The sequence below is a fragment of the Paenibacillus sp. sgz302115 genome, from assembly GCF_056120445.1.
Window position 1 is genome coordinate 47,838 of sequence record NZ_JBVYOK010000014.1, and the last position, 22,192, is coordinate 70,029.

General features: G+C 49.2%; 17 protein-coding genes. 9 read left to right on the forward strand and 8 right to left on the reverse strand.

The window, feature by feature from the left end:
* The first annotated feature begins 127 nt into the window (after positions 1–127).
* Entirely contained in the window at positions 128–2,260 is a 2,133-nt protein-coding gene (locus AC0LWN_RS22690; protein ID WP_474669334.1) for a class I SAM-dependent methyltransferase, read from the forward strand.
* A 416-nt stretch (positions 2,261–2,676) separates the two neighbouring features.
* On the opposite strand, the gene AC0LWN_RS22695 is transcribed toward AC0LWN_RS22690, so the two are convergent.
* A complete protein-coding gene (locus tag AC0LWN_RS22695; protein ID WP_474669336.1) occupies positions 2,677–2,820 on the reverse strand; it encodes a hypothetical protein in 144 nt (47 codons plus the stop codon).
* Positions 2,817–3,734: an AraC family transcriptional regulator gene (locus AC0LWN_RS22700; protein ID WP_474669338.1), complete on the reverse strand. Its 918-nt coding sequence runs from the start codon at positions 3,732–3,734 to the stop codon at positions 2,817–2,819. The genes AC0LWN_RS22695 and AC0LWN_RS22700 overlap by 4 nt, the downstream gene beginning before the upstream one ends.
* Positions 3,735–3,861: 127 nt before the next feature.
* Between AC0LWN_RS22700 and yicI the strand changes: the two genes are divergently transcribed.
* Positions 3,862–6,183, forward strand: coding sequence for an alpha-xylosidase (gene yicI, locus AC0LWN_RS22705; protein WP_474669340.1), 2,322 nt, complete (start codon positions 3,862–3,864; stop codon positions 6,181–6,183).
* A gap of 246 nt (positions 6,184–6,429) precedes the next feature.
* Complete coding sequence (locus AC0LWN_RS22710) at positions 6,430–7,614, forward strand: SGNH/GDSL hydrolase family protein (protein ID WP_474669342.1); 1,185 nt, start codon at positions 6,430–6,432, stop codon at positions 7,612–7,614.
* Positions 7,615–8,089: 475 nt separating this feature from the next.
* On the opposite strand, the gene AC0LWN_RS22715 is transcribed toward AC0LWN_RS22710, so the two are convergent.
* From AC0LWN_RS22715 to AC0LWN_RS22725, 3 genes are all read right to left on the reverse strand, one after another.
* On the reverse strand, positions 8,090–8,185 hold the full coding sequence (locus AC0LWN_RS22715) for a YjcZ family sporulation protein (protein ID WP_474669344.1): 96 nt from the start codon (positions 8,183–8,185) through the stop codon (positions 8,090–8,092).
* A gap of 105 nt (positions 8,186–8,290) precedes the next feature.
* The gene (locus AC0LWN_RS22720) at positions 8,291–9,922 is read right to left on the reverse strand and encodes a helix-turn-helix domain-containing protein (RefSeq protein WP_474669346.1); all 1,632 of its coding nucleotides are present in this window, start codon (positions 9,920–9,922) and stop codon (positions 8,291–8,293) included.
* Entirely contained in the window at positions 9,919–11,742 is a 1,824-nt protein-coding gene (locus tag AC0LWN_RS22725) for a cache domain-containing sensor histidine kinase (protein WP_474669348.1), read from the reverse strand. The genes AC0LWN_RS22720 and AC0LWN_RS22725 overlap by 4 nt, the downstream gene beginning before the upstream one ends.
* A gap of 134 nt (positions 11,743–11,876) precedes the next feature.
* On the opposite strand from AC0LWN_RS22725, the gene AC0LWN_RS22730 reads away from it, so the two are divergent.
* The 5 genes from AC0LWN_RS22730 to AC0LWN_RS22750 all read left to right on the forward strand — a co-directional run bounded on the left by AC0LWN_RS22730 (position 11,877) and on the right by AC0LWN_RS22750 (position 16,161).
* Positions 11,877–12,758, forward strand: a complete 882-nt coding sequence (locus tag AC0LWN_RS22730) for a carbohydrate ABC transporter permease (RefSeq protein WP_458967321.1) — start codon at positions 11,877–11,879, stop codon at positions 12,756–12,758.
* Positions 12,758–13,591 (forward strand): carbohydrate ABC transporter permease, encoded by an 834-nt coding sequence (locus tag AC0LWN_RS22735; RefSeq protein WP_458967320.1) that lies wholly within the window; start codon positions 12,758–12,760, stop codon positions 13,589–13,591. Before AC0LWN_RS22730 ends, AC0LWN_RS22735 begins: the two co-directional genes overlap by 1 nt.
* Before the next feature lie 60 nt (positions 13,592–13,651).
* Positions 13,652–14,959, forward strand: coding sequence for an ABC transporter substrate-binding protein (locus tag AC0LWN_RS22740; protein ID WP_474669350.1), 1,308 nt, complete (start codon positions 13,652–13,654; stop codon positions 14,957–14,959).
* Positions 14,960–15,301: 342 nt separating this feature from the next.
* A complete protein-coding gene (locus tag AC0LWN_RS22745; RefSeq protein WP_474669352.1) occupies positions 15,302–15,439 on the forward strand; it encodes a beta-galactosidase in 138 nt (45 codons plus the stop codon).
* Positions 15,440–15,834: 395 nt separating this feature from the next.
* Positions 15,835–16,161, forward strand: coding sequence for a hypothetical protein (locus AC0LWN_RS22750; protein ID WP_474669354.1), 327 nt, complete (start codon positions 15,835–15,837; stop codon positions 16,159–16,161).
* A 159-nt stretch (positions 16,162–16,320) separates the two neighbouring features.
* On the opposite strand, the gene AC0LWN_RS22755 is transcribed toward AC0LWN_RS22750, so the two are convergent.
* The 3 genes from AC0LWN_RS22755 to AC0LWN_RS22765 all read right to left on the reverse strand — a co-directional run bounded on the left by AC0LWN_RS22755 (position 16,321) and on the right by AC0LWN_RS22765 (position 19,572).
* Positions 16,321–17,172 (reverse strand): hypothetical protein, encoded by an 852-nt coding sequence (locus tag AC0LWN_RS22755; RefSeq protein WP_474669356.1) that lies wholly within the window; start codon positions 17,170–17,172, stop codon positions 16,321–16,323.
* 22 nt (positions 17,173–17,194) lie between these two features.
* Complete coding sequence (locus tag AC0LWN_RS22760) at positions 17,195–18,079, reverse strand: S8 family peptidase (RefSeq protein ID WP_474669358.1); 885 nt, start codon at positions 18,077–18,079, stop codon at positions 17,195–17,197.
* Between the two features lie 656 nt (positions 18,080–18,735).
* Entirely contained in the window at positions 18,736–19,572 is an 837-nt protein-coding gene (locus AC0LWN_RS22765) for an AraC family transcriptional regulator (RefSeq protein WP_474669360.1), read from the reverse strand.
* 120 nt (positions 19,573–19,692) lie between these two features.
* Between AC0LWN_RS22765 and AC0LWN_RS22770 the strand changes: the two genes are divergently transcribed.
* Complete coding sequence (locus AC0LWN_RS22770) at positions 19,693–21,723, forward strand: beta-galactosidase (protein ID WP_474669362.1); 2,031 nt, start codon at positions 19,693–19,695, stop codon at positions 21,721–21,723.
* Positions 21,724–22,192: the final 469 nt, after the last annotated feature.

Here is a 22,192-nt window from a genome sequence, read left to right on the forward strand (position 1 = left end):
AATCAGGAAATCCAAACATAACAGCGGCCGGAAGTCCAAACATTCTCTGCAGTCACGATCAATGCCGATTTGGTAAATCTATAGTTCAATTTATACAGTATCAAGCAAAATTTAGGAGGTAAACGACATGCTGAAATCCTTGCAAGCCATTGAAGCGTATCGTATGACGGGAATCGTACACGAAGCAAGCTGCCCTTGGCTGCAATATATCGTCCAGGCCGAAGAAACGATTGTGAATTTTGAACGCGTAGAGTCACTCCAAGAGCTGAAGTACATAAATCCGGTGCTTGATTACGTGGAACGCAGTCTGCGTCTGCTGGACAGTCTGTCGCTGTCCTATTGGATTAAAGAGCTGGTTGAAGAGACACTGGTCTGGTCGGAAACGGCAAAGGGCGGAACACGGCGCCAGCGGCGGTTGTGGGAGGCGGAAGGTATTAATATTTTTGTCCATAATATTGGTTCGGCCCAGTTGTATTGGCGTCACGCGGGTGGGATCTCCACTGGCGATGAGGTACGCCGGCTGCATGCTGACCGGGTGATAGAAGTGGGAGAAGCTGAAGCGGAGAGAAAAGTGATTGTACACCGGCTCATCGAGACGCATGGCCTGATCGGGCAGCAAATTCGCGGTGAGGTGCCGCCATTCGTTAATCGTCCGCTGTCAGCGATGGTGGAGGAAGGGCTGCTGACCGCCGATGAGCTGGAGCGGCTGCTGTTTGCGCTGAACCACTGCATTATTTCTGCTGTGTCCCCGGAGCTGTGGCAAGAGGTTCGGACCGAGGTAATGAAGCTGATTGCGGTAATCTCTTCAGGGGATCTGCACGCCGTGGTGCCGATGAAGGAGCGCTTGCGGAGAATGCGTGCGGGAGCGATTGCCGGGGGAGAGGACTTCGATGCAGAGTGGGAAGGTCTGGAGCAGGCAGGCTGGAGTGCCGCTGTACTGGAGCCTATGCAGCATATTACTTTCTGGTATGTGGAATCCGCACTGCAGACGTTTTCGCTGGAGCAATTCCTTAAGATCATGACTCTGGCGGCCTGCGGCGGCAAGCTGTCCACGCTGAACCACATCAGCTATGAGGTGGTCATGAACAGCATCTATTATGACTACAAAGGCGCGAAGAAGATCAATGTGTACAAGAAACGGATTATTGAAAAGTATCTGTCCGGCTTGGCATGGGAGGATATTTTGAACGGGGTGGAACCCGCCGGCAACCCGCATCTGATGCATCGGCTGCGGTTGGAGGAGCATCTGCCTGACACGTTGTTTGTTGATTTCGAATTCTCTCCGGCGGCTGAGAAGCTGATCGAGTTCTGCATGGAGGCTGAAAAGTCGGCGCTGTATGAACGGGCTGTGCTGCTGCTGTTCGATTTGTTCGAGCTGCGCCGGGATGCCTTTGACCGGTTCCATAATGAGGATACCTATTTGAGCCAAATGAATGAGACGGCAGATTATAAATCGGTCATTCTGGAATATGTCACTGGCCGGAAGGTGCTGGACATTGGCCCTGGCGGCGGTGTGCTGCTGGATCTGATCGAAGAGCGCATGCCGGGAGTGGTTCCGGTCGGCATTGATATTTCCAGCAATGTTGTGGAAGCGCTGCGCCAGAAGAAGCAGCGGGAGGGCCGCCGCTGGGAGGTGCTGCAGGGCGATGCACTGAATCTGAAGGATTTTGTCGAGGCAGGCACGGTGGACACAGTGATCTTCTCCTCCATTCTGCACGAACTGTATTCCTATGTGCCGCTGAACGGTGCGAAGTTCAATCATGAGACCGTGGCTGCCGCGCTGGTTAGCAGCTTTGAGGTGCTGGCAGATGGCGGAGTTATCATCATCCGCGACGGGATTATGAGCGAGCCGACGGAAGAGCGGCGCCGAGTGCGTTTTCTGGAGACAGAGGGGATGGCTTCGCTGGAGCGTTATGCCAAGGATTTTGCCGGGAGAGTAATTCAGTACGAGCGGGTGGCTGAGCAGGAGGTGCTCATGCCGATGAACGATGCCATGGAGTTTCTGTATACCTATACGTGGGGAGAAGAAGCCTATATTCATGAGGTGCAGGAGCAGTTTGGTTACTTCACTCCTTCGCAGTATGGAGATTTCATCCGGCAGACCCTGGGCGAGCGGGCAAAGATTGAAGTCTTGCGGCACTATTTGCAGGAGGGCTATACGGAGGCGCTGCAGAACCGTGTTGTCATAATGGATGAAAGCGGACAGGAGGTTCCGCTGCCGGACAGCACATGCTTTATTGTGATCCGCAAGGAAGCGTGACCGGCTGGGGGGCTGGCCCAGTCAGACTTGAATCAGATAAGCCCCTGGCATCAAGGATGCCGGGGGAGGTTAGGCAGCGCTTCGGGTTGTTGCTCCAGACTGCAGTCTCAGGTTTCTGCTTCAGGTTTCTGCTCCAACTGTTGCTCCAGGCCGCCACTTCAGGTCGGTTCTTCAAGCTACTGCTTCAAGGCCGCCGCTCCATTTGCAGCATGCTCAAAGTCCAGCGGACATAATTTGGTGGAATTTGTACACTTAAAATATATTTCAAAGCGAACATATTAGGCTTTAGGTGGAATTTGTTCACCTATTCCGCTGATATTACCCTGAAGAGGGCATACGAGCAGAATTAGGTTTCCTTATTCCACTTATTTCTCCTAACAAGGTGAATATGACGAAATTAGGTTTCCTTTTTCCACCTAATTCTGGCGCGGCGGCTGCTGCGGATACCATGTGCCGACGTGAACTGCCCGGCTGGCCTGCCCTGTTATGGGTAAAGCTGTACTAGTCTGCTCGGCGTTCATGGATAAAGCTGCGCCTGACCAGCCCTGCTCGGCGTTCATGGATACAACTGCGCCTGGCCAGCTCCTAATCCCGCTCCTTTGCGGAACTCCGAAGGAGAGCATTTCATCGCCTTGCGGAACACCTTGATGAAATAGCTGACGTTGTCGAAGCCGACCTCCAGCGCGATGTCCGAGATTTTGCGTTCGCTCTGCTGCAGCAGGTCAGCGGCCTGGCGGATGCGGTAGGAGTTGATGTAATCGACCGGCGTTTTGCGGGTCATTGCCTTGAAGAAGCGGCAGAACTGGCCTTCACTCATCGGAATCAGCTCGGACAGGTCGCGGGTACGGATCGGTTCCTGATAGTTGTCCTGAATATAGAGAATGACCTTTTTGAGCCGGTTGATCTTGGTGGTATCGGCGCCCCCGGACTGGCTGCGGTTCACCGCGTGGCCTTCAATGGCGATCTGCGAGAGCATGATCAGCAAGGTTCCTTTCATAAATGCTTCAAAACCGGGTAACTTATGGTCATATGCCTCCATCAAGCGCTCCAAATGATGCAGCAGCTCAAGCTGCCAGGGAATTTCCGGCGTCAGATGTCTGGGGAAGCTCTGGCGTTTCTCCTGCAGCGGCAGAATCACCATCTGCTGAATGACGTCATATTGGGCGCTGGCCAAGAGATCGGGGTGAAAGACAAGGGCACAGAACCGGCAAGGGCCTTCCTTCAGCACATAGGCGGCATGGATATCACCGGAGTCGATGAATACAGCTTCCCCCGCCCGGAGCGGAAAATAATCGGTGTCCACCTGAAACAGAATTTCGCCTTCCAGCAGCAGGAAGAACTCGGCTTCCTCATGCCAGTGTGTATCCAGGACATGGGTTCCTGCCGGAAGCTCGACCCAGTAGGCTGCCAGTGGAAACATAATATCGCCATGTACACGGTCTTCTTTGAGCAATCGCTGTGATGTACGGTCCATATTCGCTCTCCTTTTTGGCGAAACATCAAAATAGTGTTATAAATAAGCTATATTATATTAGTTTTGTCTATTTGTTATCGTTATAATGCAACTATAAACACCAAATTGAAGGGTGGCAAGTGCAAACATGAAATTTACTGACGGTCTTTGGCTGGTTCGTGACGGCATTACCATTAATGGCGCTGTCCAAAACTATGTAGTGGAAAAAACTCCAGAAGGTTTGACAGCAGTTACCCAAACTACTCCAATTACAGGTCGTGCAGCAACGCTGAACTCGACACTGCTGACTGTGAAATTCCATTCCCCGCTTCCGGGCGTGGTTGGCATCAAGATTACTCATCATGACGGCTTGCAGGAGCGCGGCCCGGCTTTTGAATTGACCAAGGGAACTGGCGATCATGTACAAATTGAAGAAAATGATACGCAAACTGTGCTGATCAGCGGCGGACTCCGTGTAGTCATCAACAAAGGAACCCAGTGGTCTGTAGATTTCTACCGCGGCAACGAGCGCATTACCGGCAGCGGTTTCAAATCCATGGCTTACATCACCGATCAGGACGGAAACACGTTCATGCGTGAAGAGCTGGATATCGGCGTAGGCGAATTCGTCTATGGTCTGGGCGAGCGCTTCACCGCTTTTGTGAAGAATGGACAGGTTGTAGATATCTGGAATAAAGACGGCGGTACAAGCTCTGAGCAGGCATACAAGAACATTCCGTTCTATGTAACCAGCAAAGGCTACGGCGTATTCGTGAACCATCCTGAGCTGGTTTCGTATGAAATCGCTTCGGAAAAAGTGAAAAAAGCCCAATTCAGCGTAGCTGGAGAGAGCCTGGAATATTTCGTAATTGAAGGACCTACGATCAAAGAGGTTATCAGCAAGTACACATCGCTTACCGGCAAGCCTGCGCTTCCACCGGCATGGACCTTCGGTCTGTGGCTGACCACTTCGTTCACTACCGACTACGATGAAGCAACGGTAAATTCCTTCGTAGAAGGCATGGCAGAGCGTGATCTGCCGCTGCATGTGTTCCACTTCGACTGCTTCTGGATGCGTGAATACCAATGGACGGATTTCCAGTGGGATGAGCGTGTATTCCCGGACCCGGTTGGCATGCTGAAACGCCTGAAGGAAAAAGGCCTCAAAATCTGCGTATGGATCAACTCCTATATCGGACAGCGTTCACCGCTGTTTGAAGAAGGCAAGAAGAATGGCTATCTGATCAAAAAACCAAACGGCGACGTCTACCAAACGGATCTATGGCAAGCGGGTATGGGACTCGTAGACTTCACGAACCCTGCGGCTTGTGAATGGTATGCCGGCTACCTGCGTAAGCTGGTGGATATGGGCGTAGACAGCTTCAAGACCGACTTCGGCGAACGTATTCCAACCGATGTGGTGTACTTCGACGGCTCCGACCCGCAGAAAATGCACAACTACTACACGCAAATGTACAACAAGGTAGTCTTTGAAGTGCTGGAAGAGAAGCTTGGCAAAAATGAAGCAGCGGTATTCGCACGTTCAGCAACGGCTGGTGGACAGCAGTTCCCGGTTCACTGGGGCGGCGACTGCTACGCGGATTACGAGTCGATGGCGGAAAGCCTGCGCGGCGGCCTGTCTCTCGGTCTGTCCGGCTTCGGCTTCTGGAGCCATGATATCGGCGGCTTTGAAAATACAGCTCCGGCGCATGTCTTCAAACGCTGGCTGGCCTTCGGCCTGCTCTCCAGCCACAGCCGTCTGCACGGCAGCACCTCGTACCGTGTGCCTTGGGCTTACGACGACGAAGCTGTGGATGTTACCCGCTTCTTCACCAAGCTCAAATGCAGCCTGATGCCTTACCTGTATGATGTGGCCGGACAGGCGCATGAGCAGGGCTGGGCTTCGATGCGGGCCATGGTGATGGAATTCCCGGAAGATCCTACTTGCGAAGTGTTGGACCGTCAATACATGCTGGGTGATTCCCTGCTGGTAGCCCCAATCTTCCAGGAAAACGGCGAAGTGAAATACTATCTGCCGGCTGGCCGCTGGACCCACCTGCTTAGCGGTGAGACCGTTCAGGGCGGATCATGGCGCAAAGAAACTCATAATTTCTTCAGCCTGCCGCTGTTCGTGCGCCAGAACTCCTTGCTTGCCACAGGCAGCGTGGATAACCGTCCGGACTATGATTTTGCTGACGGCGTGAAGTTCGGCCTCTATTCACTTGAAGACGGAGCGAATACAACCGCAACGGTCCGTGACATCAAGGGAACGCCTGAACTGACCGTTAAGGCTGAGCGCAAAGGCAATACCGTAACCGTTGCTGCAGAAGGCAGCGGCAAAGCCTTCACCCTGGCTGTGAAGGATCTGGGCACTATCGCTTCTGTAGAAGGCGCTGAGCTGGTAGATGAAACTACGGTGAAGGTAAACGCCGGAGCCAAATCGGCAGCGGTCACGATTACGCTGAAATAAGAACGGGGATTCTGCTGACTTCCCGAATGAACAACCTCTCTGAACGGCAGGGCTGCGAAGGCTCCTTGCTTTCGGAGAGGTTTTTTCGCTGAAATGGCAGTAAGATTTAGCTGAAGGAGGAGCTGCTCAGCCGGTCCAAGATCAGAATTGTGTTATATGTTGGCAGTTTCGTATTAGTTTTATGCTGCTAATGTCCGTATACTTTGGTTGTTTACAGATTTGATTCGTATGAAGGAGCACTGATCTATGCATAGTCAAAAAGACCAAGCCGGAGTGTTCAGCCAGTCTGAGTATTCTTCGGCTACGGCGCTGTCGACGGCCGCCAATTATATTATGAATTCGCCGGAGCCGTTCACCCATACGTACCGGGCGTATATCCGGCTGCGGGAGACCGGGAATCTGACCCTGAGGTTCTGGCACAGCAATGCGGTGGATTCGACCTGGGATCTGGGAGCGGAAGCCGCCGGGAGTGAGCCGGGCGGGGAGTGGAGCATTGAGTCGGCTTATATTGCCGATGGAGGTCTGGCACCAGATGGCACAGTAGCGCCAGGCACACAGATTCCTGTGACCTTCGCGGGAGAGGTGTCGAAGCAGGTAGCTCCCGGAGAAGCCTTCTGGAGTGATGAAGCGGCGCTTGCGCTGCCGGAGGGACATTATCTGGCTTTTACCTGGACGATTAGAACGGCTTCATCCGGTAAGACGATCCCATACAACGTGGAGGACAATCTGGTTTCCGCCTTTGATGCACCGGGCCATCTTGCCGGGCAGGAATCGGCAGATTCCTTCAGCGTATCGAATAAGCTGCTGGTGCTGCCAAGCTATATTGGCTATAAGAAAAAAGTGGACAAAAAGCTGGTATTCCTCGGAGACTCCATCACCCAGGGTGTGCGGACCGGGAAGGATGAATATTCTTACTGGGCAGCGCGGATCGCCGAAGGGCTTGGAACATCGTATGGACTGTGGAATATCGGTTCCGGCTGGGGCCGGGCTTATGATGCCGCCGCTGACGGCCCTTGGCTGAATAAGGCCAAGCAGGGCGATGAAGTGCTGATTGTGCTGGGCGTGAACGATCTGGATATCGGCAAGCGCTCGGCTGAAGAGCTTCTTGAAGACCTCTCGCATATCGTTTCCCTGATCAAAGAGGCCAACCCGGATATAAATATCATCCTGAGCACGGTGCCGTCGTTTAATTTCCAAGACGAACGGGAAGCCGCCTGGCGCAGCGTAAATAAGCAGATTCTTACCGCTCCGCCTGCCGGGGTCAACCGCGTATTTGACATCGCGGCCGTATTGTCTATGCCGGCTCCTGCGGACCATAGAGTTCGTGCGGAGTATATGAGCAACAGCGAGGACCCGCATCCGAACGGTACCGCCGGCAAAGCGGTGGCGGATGCTTTTCTGGCATGGTACAGCGAGCAGCCGGTTAAGTAAGGCTAAGCGGAAAGGCTTGATTGGATGGTTCGAACACCTACAGCACACTAGGCATACTATGTAGTACTTTAAACAGGAAGGTAGTGTGCCTAGCGTGGGAATGCAAATGGGATCGCAGCAAAGAGTGCTGTATCAGGCGGATGGGAATTATATTCAAAATATGAAATCCCTCAGAAATCACTTGCACAGCATCTGTAGACAACATATGAATCAGATTGTTCAAGTAAAGACATTGGACGGCCAAGTGGTTGTCGGGAGAATTGTGGGCTGCGATAGAGGCTTAATGTATTTGGGAGTACAGCATCATGGAGAACAACGCGCTTTTTTCGGATTTACCAGCGATGAAGCTATTTTAACTCTTGTGCTATTCGAATTGCTTGTTATCACTCTGTTGTCATAACTCTGTTGTACACTTAACAATAAGATGAGAGCCTACATTTTACTGTAGACTCTCATTTTTTTCGGCTTATCAAGGTTAGAACGTTTTAAGAATAATCACCAACAGAATGTACAGCACCAGGATTGTAGTAGTGGAAGTAACAAAACATCCAACATTTCCATAACCGCCCATTGCCTTACCTCCTTCGCAGTATCATCTTACAAACCCATGATATGCACTTTCCCAAATTAGTGTATGGACGATTGACCAGATGTAAATTTTTGAATGGTCGATTCATCACGGGGTAATCTGACTGCGGTAATCCTTAGGAGAGCTGCCTACCTGCTTCTTGAACACCTTGCTGAAATATTTGACATCGTGGAAGCCGACCATTTCCGAGATTTGCGACAGCTTCAGGTTAGGATTCTGGAGCAGCAGCTTGGCTTTGTCGATGCGGACGCTGCCGATGTAATCGGAGAAATTGATGCCGTACTCCTGCTTGAATTTGCGTGAAATGTACTCACGGCTTACGTAGAATTTGCCGGCCACCTCCTGCAGCGACAGGTCGGATTGGTAATTCTGCTCGATATATTTAACGATGTCCGTAATCGGGTTCCGCTCTTTCGCCGCTCTGTCCGTAAGCTCCCGTGACAGGCGCTGCATCAGTCCAAAGGACCAGTCACGCCAGGCGAATAACGAGAAGGAGTAGCCGCCGGGAAGCGGAGACGGATTCAGCAGGTCCGTGCGTTCCAGCTCTGCCAGGGCGCCATCCGCTTGAGCACCCAGGACCTCCCGCACCAGCCGGGAACGGAACAGCAGGGCATCTGCCTTCCAGGAATTCAGCATCTCCGGTGTGATGATGCCCCGCCGTCCAAGCTCCTGGGTCCAGTGCTGCGCTGCCGCGGCCAGCACCTCGGGACTGCCGCTGATCACGGCCAGCCGCCATTCCTCCTGCACATCGGCAAATAGAATCGGCAGTTCGCCTCCTGTACTTACGGGTTCAGCAGGAGGATAGAAATGGCAATAATCCTCATGTCTCAACAGGTTCCGCCGGAGCAGCGCTTCGGCGGCTTCTGCACGTTCTGCCGGCAGTCCTCCGGGCAAGGCTCCTATGGAGCTGATGCCAAAATGCATCCGGAACTGCAGCGTCAAAAAAATCCCCTGATTGATCCGGTTGATCAGCTTGGTCACAGATTCCTGAACATCCCACAGGATCATCGCGATTTCCGGCGGTCCTCCCCAATACCGGAAGGCAATGCCCTTGCGCTGCTGCTGCAGGAACTCATTGCAGATATTGACGATGGCGTAATACAGCAGTTCGCTGTCTCCGCCGAACCGCTTGATCAGCGGATTATTGCCGGGGTCAGTCTGCACCAGAATCAGCCTGGAGCTGTCGGCGCTTTGCGGGATTACCCCCTCATCCAGAAGTCTGCGCAGCGAAGCTTCGGCATTGATCGGGTCGTCGATCAGCGCCGACAGCAGCTTCTCACCATAGATCGGCTTGATTTCATTCAGCCGGATGCTTTGCCGCTGCCGGTGGCTGCGCTCCTCTTCCTCGGACCGCCAGGCAGCGACGGCCTTGGACACGGCGCCATTGATCATTTCGGCTTCTATCGGCTTAAGTATATAGTCAATCCCGCCATGACGGACTGTCTGGCGGACGAAATCAAAATCATTATGGCCGCTGACCACAATAAACTTGGTGTTGCCGGCGAATTCATTGACCCAGGTCATCAGCTCGATTCCATTGCCCGATTCCATCATCATGTCCATGATGACCAGCGCGGGTTTCTCCTTGCGGATCAGCTCGATGGCTTCATTGCCGTTTCCGGCCTCCAGAATGTCCCCGATCTGATGGGCGTCCCAGTCGACGAGGAGTCTGACCGCCTTGCGTACCCTGGCTTCGTCGTCTACAATCAGTGCCTTCATATAGCTTCACTCTCCACTACAATTTCAAATTGCAGGCTGACAATTACGCCGCCTGCCTTCAGATTATCCACAGTCAGCGTGGCGCTGTCCCCGCAGACGAGCCGCAGCCGGGCCAGCACATTCGGCAGACCGATTCGTGCGCCTGGGGCGTCGCGCTTGCTGTCTATGTCCTTTAAGGCGTCGATATCCACCTGGACGGGGTGCTGAAGCTCCTGCTGCAAGGCTTCCAGCCTGGAAGCGGGGATGGAGCTGCCGTTGTTGCGGATAATGATCTCCATCCGGCCGGAAGGCAGCCGTGCTGCCATAATTTCAACCAGCCCGTCCGTGCGGGCGAGATTGAAGCCGTGCTTGAAGTAATTTTCCACAATCGGCTGCAGGATCATCTTGGGCATGAGCGCGTTCAGCAGCGATTCTTCCATATCGTAGCGGAAAGTGAACTTATTTTCAAAACGTTCCTTCTGCAGCTCGATATAAGCTTTCACGTGGTCCAGCTCGTCCTGTATCGTAACAATCTTCTCGTGATTGTACATACTGTAGCGCATCATCTTGGCGAGCGCCGAGAGCAGGGCATAGATTTGCGGGACCTTAAGCTCCAGGGCCAGCGTGCCGATAATCTGCAGCGTGTTATTTAGAAAATGCGGATTAATCTGTGCCTGCAGCGCCCGCAGCTCATTGGTTTTATTTGACAGCTCCAGCCGGTATTCCCGCAAAATCAGGTTGTTGATCGTATCCATCATGCTGCGGAAGCGCTCGGTCACCAGCCCGATTTCATCCTTGCCCGCAGGCCGGATATCAATTTCCAGATTACCGGTCTGGACCTGATTCATGTATCTTGCCAGCTGCTTGATCGGGGCGGTGATCCGGAAGGAGATCAGAACCGTTAGCGCGATGATCATGATCATCAGCAGCACCAGCAGCAGCATATTGATTCCGGCGGCTTCCTTCGCTTCACGGTACAAATAGGAGACCGGAATTTGCTTCACCAGCGTCCAGTCCAGGCCCGGACTTTCAATCTTCTGATAAATAAACACTGCTCCATCCTCTTCAAAATAACCGTGGGGTTGTCCGCTAGCGGCAATTTGCTCATCATACCAGGAGGCATTCAGCGGTTTGCCCAGGTCCGCCTCGTCATGGCTGTACACCAGCATACCTTTGCTGTCCACCAGATAGATATTCTCTTTTCCCTGCTCGTAGAGCTGATTCATGATATCGGTAAAGGCGGTCAGCTTCACATCAATCGACAGATAGCCAAGCGCAGCGGTAGACGGGATTTGCTCAATCCGCCTGTGCAGCGTAAATACCGGTTCCGGAGTCATCGGCGTATTCGGTGTATTCAGCCCGTAGCTGTTGCTGATGTGGGTGCTCTGAACAGATACAGGATTCTCCCCGGTGATCCGGGATTCGCTGTAGGGCGGAATTCCCTGCCAGCGCGATGGCATGGTGCTATGCGATAAGAGCGTAGCCTTGCTGTCCTTGACGCCGTACAAATAGACCTGTGAGATGTCTGTCATAGAGGTCAATATATAATTCAGTGAGGAGTAAATCTGGATATTGGCCGACATATCGTCGTATCCGGCCTCCAGCAGCCTGTAAGAGTCTGAATCGGAGTAGAAAACGAGGGACAGCCGATTGACCTCCTGAATGAGGCTGTTGATATTTTTGTAGCCCTGGTACAGCAGATTTGTATTCTCATCCACGGCCCGGGTTCTAAGAGATTTCGTCGTGTAAGAGTAGCTGATATACATCGTAGCCATAATACAGATTAAGGTCGGCAGGAGTAAAAAAACGATCAGCTTGGTGCGAATACTGTTCCATTTCATCGATTCATGTCACATCCGATCAATATTTTACACCTGAAAGATCACTTGAGTAGGTGTAAGCGGTACTTCAAAAAACAGATAATATGTTTAGATCATAAACAAGTAAGTGAGTAAAAGAAAGGGGGGACGGGTGAATGCGCGGTTCGAAGTTGTCCCAATTTGGTCAACAGACTTTTTTCGTTGGCCCGGCAGTGTTGTTTTTTACCCTGATTACGATTATTCCATTTGTGATGGGAATGTATTATTCCTTCACGGACTGGAACGGGGTATCGGGAAATGTAAGCTGGGTTGGCATTGATAACTTTAAAGCGATATTTACAAACGATCCGGATTTCTGGTCATCCTTCTGGTTCACCGTCAGATTTACTTTGCTAGGGGTGGTTTTGACCAATATAGTAGGCTTTTTCCTGGCCTATCTGCTAACCAAACCTTTAAAAACACGCAATATGCTCCGGACCATTTTTTTCATGCCGAATGTTATCGGGGGATTGTTGCTTGGTTTTATATGGCAGTTCATCTTCATCAAAGGGTTCGCCACGATGGGCGATATCACCGGCTGGTCCTTCTTTAATCTTCCTTGGCTTGGTGATGCGACAACCGGCTTCTGGGCAATTGTTATGGTGTTCGTCTGGCAGTCCTCCGGTTATCTGATGGTTATCTACATCGCTTCGCTCAGCAATGTGTCCAAAGAGGTGCTGGAAGCGGCTGAGATCGACGGGGCTTCCCGGATGCAGGTGCTTCGCAGTATTATCGTTCCTTTGATTATGCCTGCGGTAACGATTGGTTTGTTCCTGGCGATTTCCTGGTCCTTCAAAATGTTCGACCTGAACCTTTCCCTGACGAAAGGCGGACCGTTCAAATCAACGGAATCCGTAGCCATGAACATTTACAATGAAGCCTTCCTGAACAACCGTTACGGTCTGGGTACGGCTAAAGCGCTGCTGTTCTTCCTGATTGTAGCGATTATCACCGTGATTCAGGTTCGTGTTACGAAGAGCAAGGAGGTAGAGGCTTAATGAATGCAAAGTCAAAAGGCAGATGGAATATCGGCATTGAAGTGCTAATGATCCTTCTAGCCCTGCTGTTTCTCTCGCCGTTCTATTTCCTGATCGCGAACTCGGTGAAATCCTTCGGTGAGATTCTGAGCAATGCGGCAAGCTGGCCGCATGAAATCATGTGGTCGAACTATTCTAACGCCTGGAAATTGGCCCGCTTCTCCGAAGCTTTCCGCAATTCGCTGATTATCACCATCATCTCTGTCATTCTGATCTCGCTGTTCAGCGCAATGGCTGCTTACCGGATGGTTCGCGCCGATACACGGTTCAATCGGATGCTGCTGCTGTTGTTCGTAGCGGCGATGGTGGTTCCGTTCCAGACTATTATGATTCCTATCCTGAAGGTCGTTAATGTATTGGGGATCAATAACTCCTTTGTGGGTCTGATCACCACCAACCTGGGACTGAGCGTTCCGATGGCGATCTTCCTGTTCCACGGCTTCATCAAGTCGGTGCCTCTTGAAATTGAAGAGGCGGCAACCGTGGACGGCTGCAATCCGATCTCGGCGTTCTTCCGGATTGTGCTTCCTTTGCTGAAGCCGATGCTTATGACCATTATCGTGCTTAATGCGCTTGGTATTTGGAATGACTACCTGCTCCCGTCTCTGATTCTTCAGGCGCCTGAGCTGCGTACCATTCCGCTGGCTACCTTCTCGTTCTTCGGGCAATATACGAAGCAATGGGATATGGCGCTTCCGGCGCTGACACTCGGGGTTGCTCCTATCGTCATTTTCTATCTGTTCATGCAGCGTTACATTGTTGAGGGAATAGCGGCCGGCTCGGTGAAAGGTTAACACCCGGGCCCCCGTTCCAAATAAAATTAAGCAGTTAAATTATTCAAGGGGGAAACAAGAATGATGAAGAAACGTTCTGCACTGATGCTGTCTTCCGTAATGCTTATGACAGTCGTGCTTGCGGCATGTGGCGGGAATTCCAATAATAAAGCTGCTTCTAATGCATCAAATGGAAGCGCTGGCAATACTTCCGGTGCAGTGAAAACGGTTAAAATCTTTCAGTTCAAAACCGAAATTGTTGAAGGGCTGAATGAGCTGAAGGTTGAATTTGAAAAAGAACATCCGAACATCAAGCTGGACATTCAAACCGTTGGCGGCGGCGCAGACTATGCAGCAGCCCTGAAAACGAAATTTGCTTCCGGCGATGCGCCTGATATTTTCTCCAATGGCGGATACGCCGAAATGGACCTGTGGAAAGACAAGCTGGAAGACCTGTCCGATCAGCCTTGGGTTAAGGATCTGATTCCTATGGCGGCAGAGCCAATGACCAAGGACGGCAAAACCTACGGGATGCCAATGAACCTTGAAGGTATCGGTTATATTTACAACAAGGACCTGTTCGCCAAAGCCGGTATTACCGAAACTCCAAAAACAATCACTGAGCTTGAGGAAGCTGCTAAGAAGCTGCAGGCTATCAATGTAATTCCTTTCGGCAACGCTTATCAGGAATGGTGGCTGCTGGGCAACCAGGGCATCAGCGTAGCTTTTGCACAACAGGATAATGTAGATGAATTCATCAAAGGCCTCAACGGAGGCACAGCTTCCATCGTAGGCAATCCGGTGTTCAAGGAATGGAGCAACCTGCTTCAATTGACTGTGAAATACGGCCAGAAGAACCCTCTGACTACAGACGCCAACACTCACCTGGCTATGTTCGCTAATGGTGAAACGGCTATGATGCAAGAAGGTAACTGGGCACAAACGCTGGTAGACAACATTAAGCCTGGCATGAACATTGGTATGTTCCCTATGCCGATCAGTGATGATGCCGCCAAAAATGACAAAATGACTGTAGGTATCCCTGCCAACCTGGTAGTCAACAAAGATTCCGCATCCAAAGAAGAAGCTAAGACCTTCCTGAACTGGCTCGTCACTTCCGACATGGGTAAAGAATATATCACCAAAAAATGGAAGTTCATTCCTGCCCTGAAAACCCTCGAAGTCGCTCCTGATGTTATTGGTGGGCTGGGTACAGATGTATGGAACTATGTAAAAGAAGACAAAGTATACGGGTTGCAATCCTCCAAATTCCCTGATGGCGTTACTCAAGAATTCGCCAGCGTGATCCAGCAGCTGATCGCCGGTAAATCGGATGAAGCCGGCTGGGAAAAGAACATGCAGGCCGCTTGGGATAAGCTGAAGAAATAAGGGTTGGAACATATAAGTTGAACTTGAGAAAAGAATAAAAAGGGCGGAAGTAACGGAGGGGAAGTTCGGAACTGGAAGAGCGATAGCGACCGCCTTTGTCTGCGGATTTCCACCGCGAAGAGCGGTAATAATCAAGAAATCTACAGACAACAGCGGCTGGAAGTCCAAACATTCCTCGCAGTTACGACTAAGCCCAAATATGAACAACTAAAGTTCAACTTATATAGACATACAGAGAGGTCAAATAAGGACCAGCTTGTTTTTGGAAAAAGTGGATTTGCCAAGGACGCCCCGTCTTCTCATCATTGATGTGAGGCGGGGTGTCTTTTTTGATAAAATTGAATGGTAGAACTGGCCTGGGGCCGGCTGGAGTCTTCGGAAGGAGATTTCCAGTTCGGTTGGCTGGACAAGGCGATCGACCTGTTCCATAAGTACGGCCTGCAGGTCGTTATCGGGACCCCCACGGCTATTTTTGAATAAGAGTAAAGAAAGCATTACCTAGAGGCAAAGCACATTCAGCATGTAGCATGTGAATTGGATCAATTTCGCTGAGTTTCTGTGGACTATCAAACTGGAGGTTTAACCGAATCGTTTCATTGAAGATCTAGAAAATTAATAGTTAAGGAATTGAACGTAATGAGGTACAAAAATTGGTAATTTGCATTTTTACTACTGAATAAGCGAGTCAAAATAGAAGATCTCAATTCTTGGATTTGACGAGATTAAGGTAGTGGATTAGTGAACGCTGTGCTATTTCAGTATAGATATGTTGCGGATTAAAAAGTAATTTCTTATAATATAAGGATAAATTCATAATGATTTTGGGATGTTGAATCCTATTCTATTTAAATTGGGGGGGGATTGGAATTTCTAATTTGATACCTTTGAAAGTACCTACTGGCTGGACGATTCATATCAATGAATTATTAGAAGATTTGAATAACGCAACTAGTGCTGTAAAATTTCTTAAAGAAAATCTTCTGTTACTTTCTAATCCGTACAGTAAACGTATTATTGATGTTGGATGGTATCCCGAAGGAGAAATAAATGGTGAATTCTGTTTGATTGTGGTTGAGATGGGTGCTGATGGGATAAATACTATTCTGTATTCATCAGCGGAAGACGTAATATATGCATATCGAACAAAGGAGTTATTCAAGTTAATAGATAAAATTAACGAAATACTTCTCAACACACCCTGAACAAATGTAATATAAAAAATTAGTGGTTGGGATCATATTAATAAATTAATATCTAAAAAGACAACGCTACATTCGTAAATCATAGAATGAACGTTGTCTTTTTAGATGCATCAGTTTTTACAGTAAAATGAATGAATTGTGTGTCGGAAATCTATAGATTTAGAAGAAGGAGTGTCCGCCAGTTCTATTCCAAATGTGATAATGAGTATGATAAACAAAACCAATTTTTGGATCAACGTCTAACTCAGGTCCTTCAGGTAATAAACCTCCACCTGCTACTTGAGCAACAAGTGCGGCGTTAGCAGCGTTGATAGACCAAACATTATTATTATAAATGTCACTGCTTTGTAATCTTGCACTAGCTTGAACTAGTGATATTGGATTACCGATTCCTACTTGTCCTGTTATTATTTTTGCTTGATAATGTGCATATTCCTTTTTATTTCTTAATGATGTTGCAACTGAGTCCCATATTGCATATGTTATCCCGCCAATTGTTATTGCTGTGCCAGCAGCAATTAATTGTGCTAGTAACCATTCGCCAATAATAGCACCTAAGGGTATTAAAACTGGTATTGATGCTGTTGTCTTAGATTGATCGATTTGATAAGTTTCATTAGTCTCAACATCAGTAAATGTTGCATTAATGAGATCACCATTCTCACCAGTAAGATCATTAATTACAACGTTATAAATTCGTTCCTGTTTATCAGAAATTTTTGATTTTTCATTTGTTTTAAGTGTTATATTATGTGTTGTTTTGTCAAGAGTCATAATTCCTTCTATATCATCATTTTTAGCTAATCTAAATATTACATTAGAACTTTGTACATATCTGGTAGATATACTTAGTGTTTCATCATTGTTTTCTAGAACCTTATAATTTGATGAGAAGGTTTCAAGTTTTTGTTCATCAGCAAATACGCTCAGTTTAGAAAATCCAAAAAGTAAAGCAAAGGAGAGAACTACAGCTAGAACTTTCTTAATAAATGAAGGGATTTTCATTTTCACATTTCATCTCGCTTTCTTATATTTATTTTGACAATGAACCATAACCGTATATTTCATCGTACCCTTTGTTTCCTAAATCTTTAGATATACCTATAAGTTTATCTTTAATGATCTTGATCCTTGAAACATTTGATGGATAAAATGAAGAAGCCAGCATGTTTGCAATAATTCCGGTTACATGAGGTGTGGCAAAAGAAGTTCCTTCATATATACTATATCCGTTGTTAGGTGATAGAGTTAATATTTGCACACCTGGAGCACTAAAATCTATTTTCCCTGTAGCGGCTAAATTAAAGACTCTTTCAGAATGGTCGATAGCAGTAACTGAAATGACATCTTCATAAGCAGCCGGATAGTCTACTTCATTTCTATAATTATTTCCTGCAGCTGCAACTATAATTATTCCTTGATCGATTGCCGCTGTTATAACTTCTTTTAATTTTTCATTTCCCTTTTTTATGCCAACACTAATGTTGATAATATCTATTTTATTTCTGATACACCATTCAATACCTTCAATAAAATTATCAATTTCCCCCTTACCATCCTTGCCAAGAACTTTAACTGAGTATAATTCCACCGATGGAGCCACCCCAACTATGCCTATATTATTATCGTTTGATGCAATTATTCCAGCTATTGCAGTTCCATGACCGAATTCATCCAAAGTAGGTTGGTTGTGGTTAATTGTGTTATATTCTTTCACAATTTTTCCTTTTAAGTCCTTATGGAGTTTATCAACCCCACTGTCCAATACAGCCACTTTCACTGTGTGGATTTTTTTTTTAACATTTTGAGATTGATAAGAAACGCCCCATGGAATGATCTGTTCGGCATCGAAATTAACTGAGTTAATCTTTGACTGACTAATAGGATCATTAGTATTAAAGAAATCTCCATTTAACAAATAAAATAATGCTAGAATCAAAGATGCAATTAAAATATAAATCCTATTTTTTTTGATCGAAATATAACACCTCCATAAATTCAATAAAAAGTAAATTATGAAATTAATTATAGCATTATCTAAAATATTTTATATGTGAATAAAGAATCATATATATAGGTTTTTTTAACTATAAAACCCATTTTTCGTGAAATAAGTGCGTAAATACTGATAAATTCCCAGTGGGATTCCGGTTGGCTGTAAACCAAAGTTTAAATGATCTAAGCAACTGAGGGGCTTCAGTGTTGAGAATTAATTTGCGCTGCGGGGAGCTTATTCGCGTCGAGCTTGCACTCTGGGTCATTTGCTCGCTGCCCATAGCAGCCGAGGTTAGATTGTTCTGTTGCGCGCTGTGTTCTAATCAGCCGCGGAGCTTTAGGGTTTGAATGGTTTTGGGTGCAATCCCAGGAGGAGAGGGGAGGAACGGAGAGAAATTTTGGAACTGTAGGAGCGGTAGCGTCCGCCTTTATTCTCGGATTCCAACCGCCTAGCGGTTCAAATCAGGGAATCCGAGAATAACAGCGGCCGAAAGTCCAAACATTTCTCGCAGTGACGGAAATTCTCCTCCTCCCCTCTGCAGCAGGAAAATTGTTCAAAGCCTAACACCTCCGCGCCCTTTAGTGCAGCCGTCTAAACTGCTCCGGCGTAATCGCCGACTGCTTGCGGAAGGTGGCCACGAAGTGGCTGACATCGCGGAAGCCGACCCGCTGGGCGATGGCTTTTACCGTGAGATCGGGCTGGCTGACCAGCAGCTCCTTGCTCTTGCGGATACGCAGGCGGACGAAGTAAGCATAAGGGGAGAGCCCGAAGGTCTGCATGAACAGGCTGTTGAGATAACGCCCGGACACATCCAGCTGTGACGCCAGATCATGCAGTCCGATATCGGGATCGCCATAGTGGCTGTCCATCCATTTAAGCAGCGGCTGCAGCTTGTCTACATTGCGGGAAATGGGGGTATTGTTGTGAAGCTGCCCGTACTTGCTCAGGGTAATCAGGAAGCGGTAAGCATCCGTAGAAGCGCCCAGGCTGAACATATCCTCAGCGGCATCATGGCGGTCGAGCATTTCCTTGAGCATCAGAGGCAGCGGGGCTTCACTCTCCCAGCGGTAGAACGAATTGGCGCTCATCCCGAGTGAATCGAGAATCTGCCGGGCAGAGCTTCCTTCAAAGGTCAAATAATACGTGCACCAAGGCTCAGCGGAGAGCGCCTCATAACGGTGGGGGGTACCCGGAAAGAGAAGCACACCGCTGCCTTCGGCGAGCGTAAGCTGTTTGTTCTCACAATGGATCACGCCTTCGCCCTGTGAAGTCTGGAGCCAATGGTAGGCATGGTAGCCATCCGGGCGGGATACTTTTTCCTGATCGGGATTGTACCCCATACTGTCGAGAGTAATCGGCAACTGGTGTCCGCCTTCCTGGGCAAACACAATTCTGCGGGGAGCTGTTACAAGCAAGACACTCATCTCCTGTTGAGTTCCATATTATTATATGGTGTGGCGGTATTATTATATTTAAAGCGATACGGCAAACGTTTACAATAAGGATATACTTATACTATAAAGGATGTGCGATACGTGATCAACGATAAATTGCCGAAGATTTGGTACGGTGGAGATTACAATCCTGAGCAGTGGGACGCCCCGGTATGGGCAGAGGATGAACGGATGTTCAAGCTGGCGGGTATTGATGTTGCGACGATTAATGTATTTTCATGGGCGCTCATTCAGCCGTCTGAAGACACCTATGATTTCTCAGGACTCGATGAATTGATGGACCGCTTATATAAAAATGGTACCTATGTCTGCCTGGCGACAAGCACCGGCGCTCATCCGGCCTGGATGGCACACCGCTATCCCGAGGTTACACGGGTGGATGTGCAGGGCAGAAAACGCAAATTCGGCGGACGCCACAACTCCAATCCGAACAGTCCGGTGTACCGTAAATTTGCCGCCAAGCTTGCAGGCAAGCTCGCCGAGCGCTACAAGGACCATCCGGGGCTAGTGGCCTGGCATATCTCTAATGAATATGGCGGCTACGATTACTCCGAGCAATCCGAAGCGGCTTTCCGCGTCTGGCTGAAAGACCGTTACGGCTCGCTGGATGCCCTTAACAAAGCCTGGAATACCCGTTTCTGGGGACATACCTTCTATGATTGGGAGGAAATTGTTCTGCCGAGCGAGCTGAGTGAGGAGTGGAACGGCAACCGGACCAACTTCCAGGGCATCTCCCTCGATTTCCGCCGGTTCATGTCCCACAGTCTGCTGGAATGCTACAAAATCGAATATGACGCCATCAAGGAGCACAGCACGAATGTTCCGGTTACGACCAACCTGATGGGCTTCTATCCGGAGCTGAACTATTTCGAGTGGGCCAAGCACATGGACGTGATCTCCTGGGATAACTATCCTTCGCTGGATACACCGGTCAGCCATACGGCAATGACTCACGACCTGATGCGCGGCCTCAAAAATGGACAGCCGTTCATGCTGATGGAGCAGACGCCAAGCCAGCAGAACTGGCAGCCGTACAACTCGCTGAAACGCCCGGGCGTAATGCGTTTGTGGAGCTATCAGGCGGTAGCGCGCGGTGCGGATACGGTGCTGTTCTTCCAGCTCCGCCGTTCCATCGGCGCTTGCGAGAAGTATCACGGCGCAGTGATTGAGCATGTGGGACATGAGCATACACGGGTATTCCGGGAATGCGCCGAGCTCGGCAAAGAGCTGGAGCAGCTTGGCGGCGAACTGCTGGATGCGCGCAGCCAGGCAGAGATCGGGATCATTTACGATTGGGAAAACCGCTGGGCGCTTGATCTTTCAAGCGGACCTTCAGTAGCGCTGGATTACGTGAACGAAGTGCATAAATATTATGACGCGCTGTATCAGCAAAACATCGAAGCCGATATGATCGGTGTCGAAGAGGATCTGTCCAAATACAAAATCGTCATTGCACCAGTGCTGTACATGATTAAGCCGGGCTTTGCCGAGAAGGTTGAAGCCTTCGTGAAGGCGGGCGGCACGTTCGTTACCACTTATTTTAGCGGAATCGTAAATGAAAATGATCTGGTTACCGTAGGCGGCTACCCTGGAGAACTGCGCAAGGTGCTTGGCATCTGGGCCGAGGAAATCGACGCGCTGCTGCCGGGAATGAGCAATGAAATTGTAATGAACAAAGAATGGGGATCACTGAACCGCACGTACCCATGCGACCTGCTGTGCGATCTGATTCATACTGAAGGCGCAGAAGTGCTGGCGCAATATGGCTCCGATTTCTATAAAGGCATGCCGGCGTTGACGGTGAACAGCTTTGGCGAAGGTAAAGCCTACTACGTGGCTACCAGCCCGGATGCGGCATTCCTGCAAGGCTTCCTGTCGAACCTGTGCGCAGAGCAGGAGATTTCTCCGCTGGTAAGCGCACCGGAAGGCATCGAATCCGTACAACGCGTCAAGGACGGTGTATCCTACCTGTTCCTGCTGAACCACAAAGAAGGCGAGCTTAGCGCGGATATCGGCTCAACTGAACGTACCGATCTGCTGACCGGCAAGAAATTCAGCGGCACTGCCGTTGTTCCGGGCCGGGGAGTGCTGATTTTATCGGATAAGCAATAGGAACAGCCTGAAATGATAAAAAGGCAATAGCCAGTGATATGAGAGGGCGATACTCCGGGCTTTGGTGCCTGGGGTATTGTCTTTTTTATGTTGTCGTGGGAAGAAACTGTAACAGGATGGCTCAATTGGGGGGGGACAGGAACCATACCGAGGCAGATACCCGATGGAGTTCATGTCCTTCTTCGCGCCTAAGCCCTAACTGTATTTGGTGCAACTAAAAAGTGCTATTTTTTCGTGGAAGCTGCTCTAATTGCACTCTGTACACTTATATTTACAGCTATTCCGTAAAAGGCGGCTTTCCGCGATTTTTAACTGTACGGAATACAGCTATCGCTAAAAAAATGGGATTTTGCATCTTTTTAATTGCAGGAAATACAATTGGCTGGCGGGCGCTCGACTGGCTGGTATGTGTTTAATATTAGAAGTTGCTTGCTGGTGTACAGACTGAGGAGCAAGCTCGTATCAAATC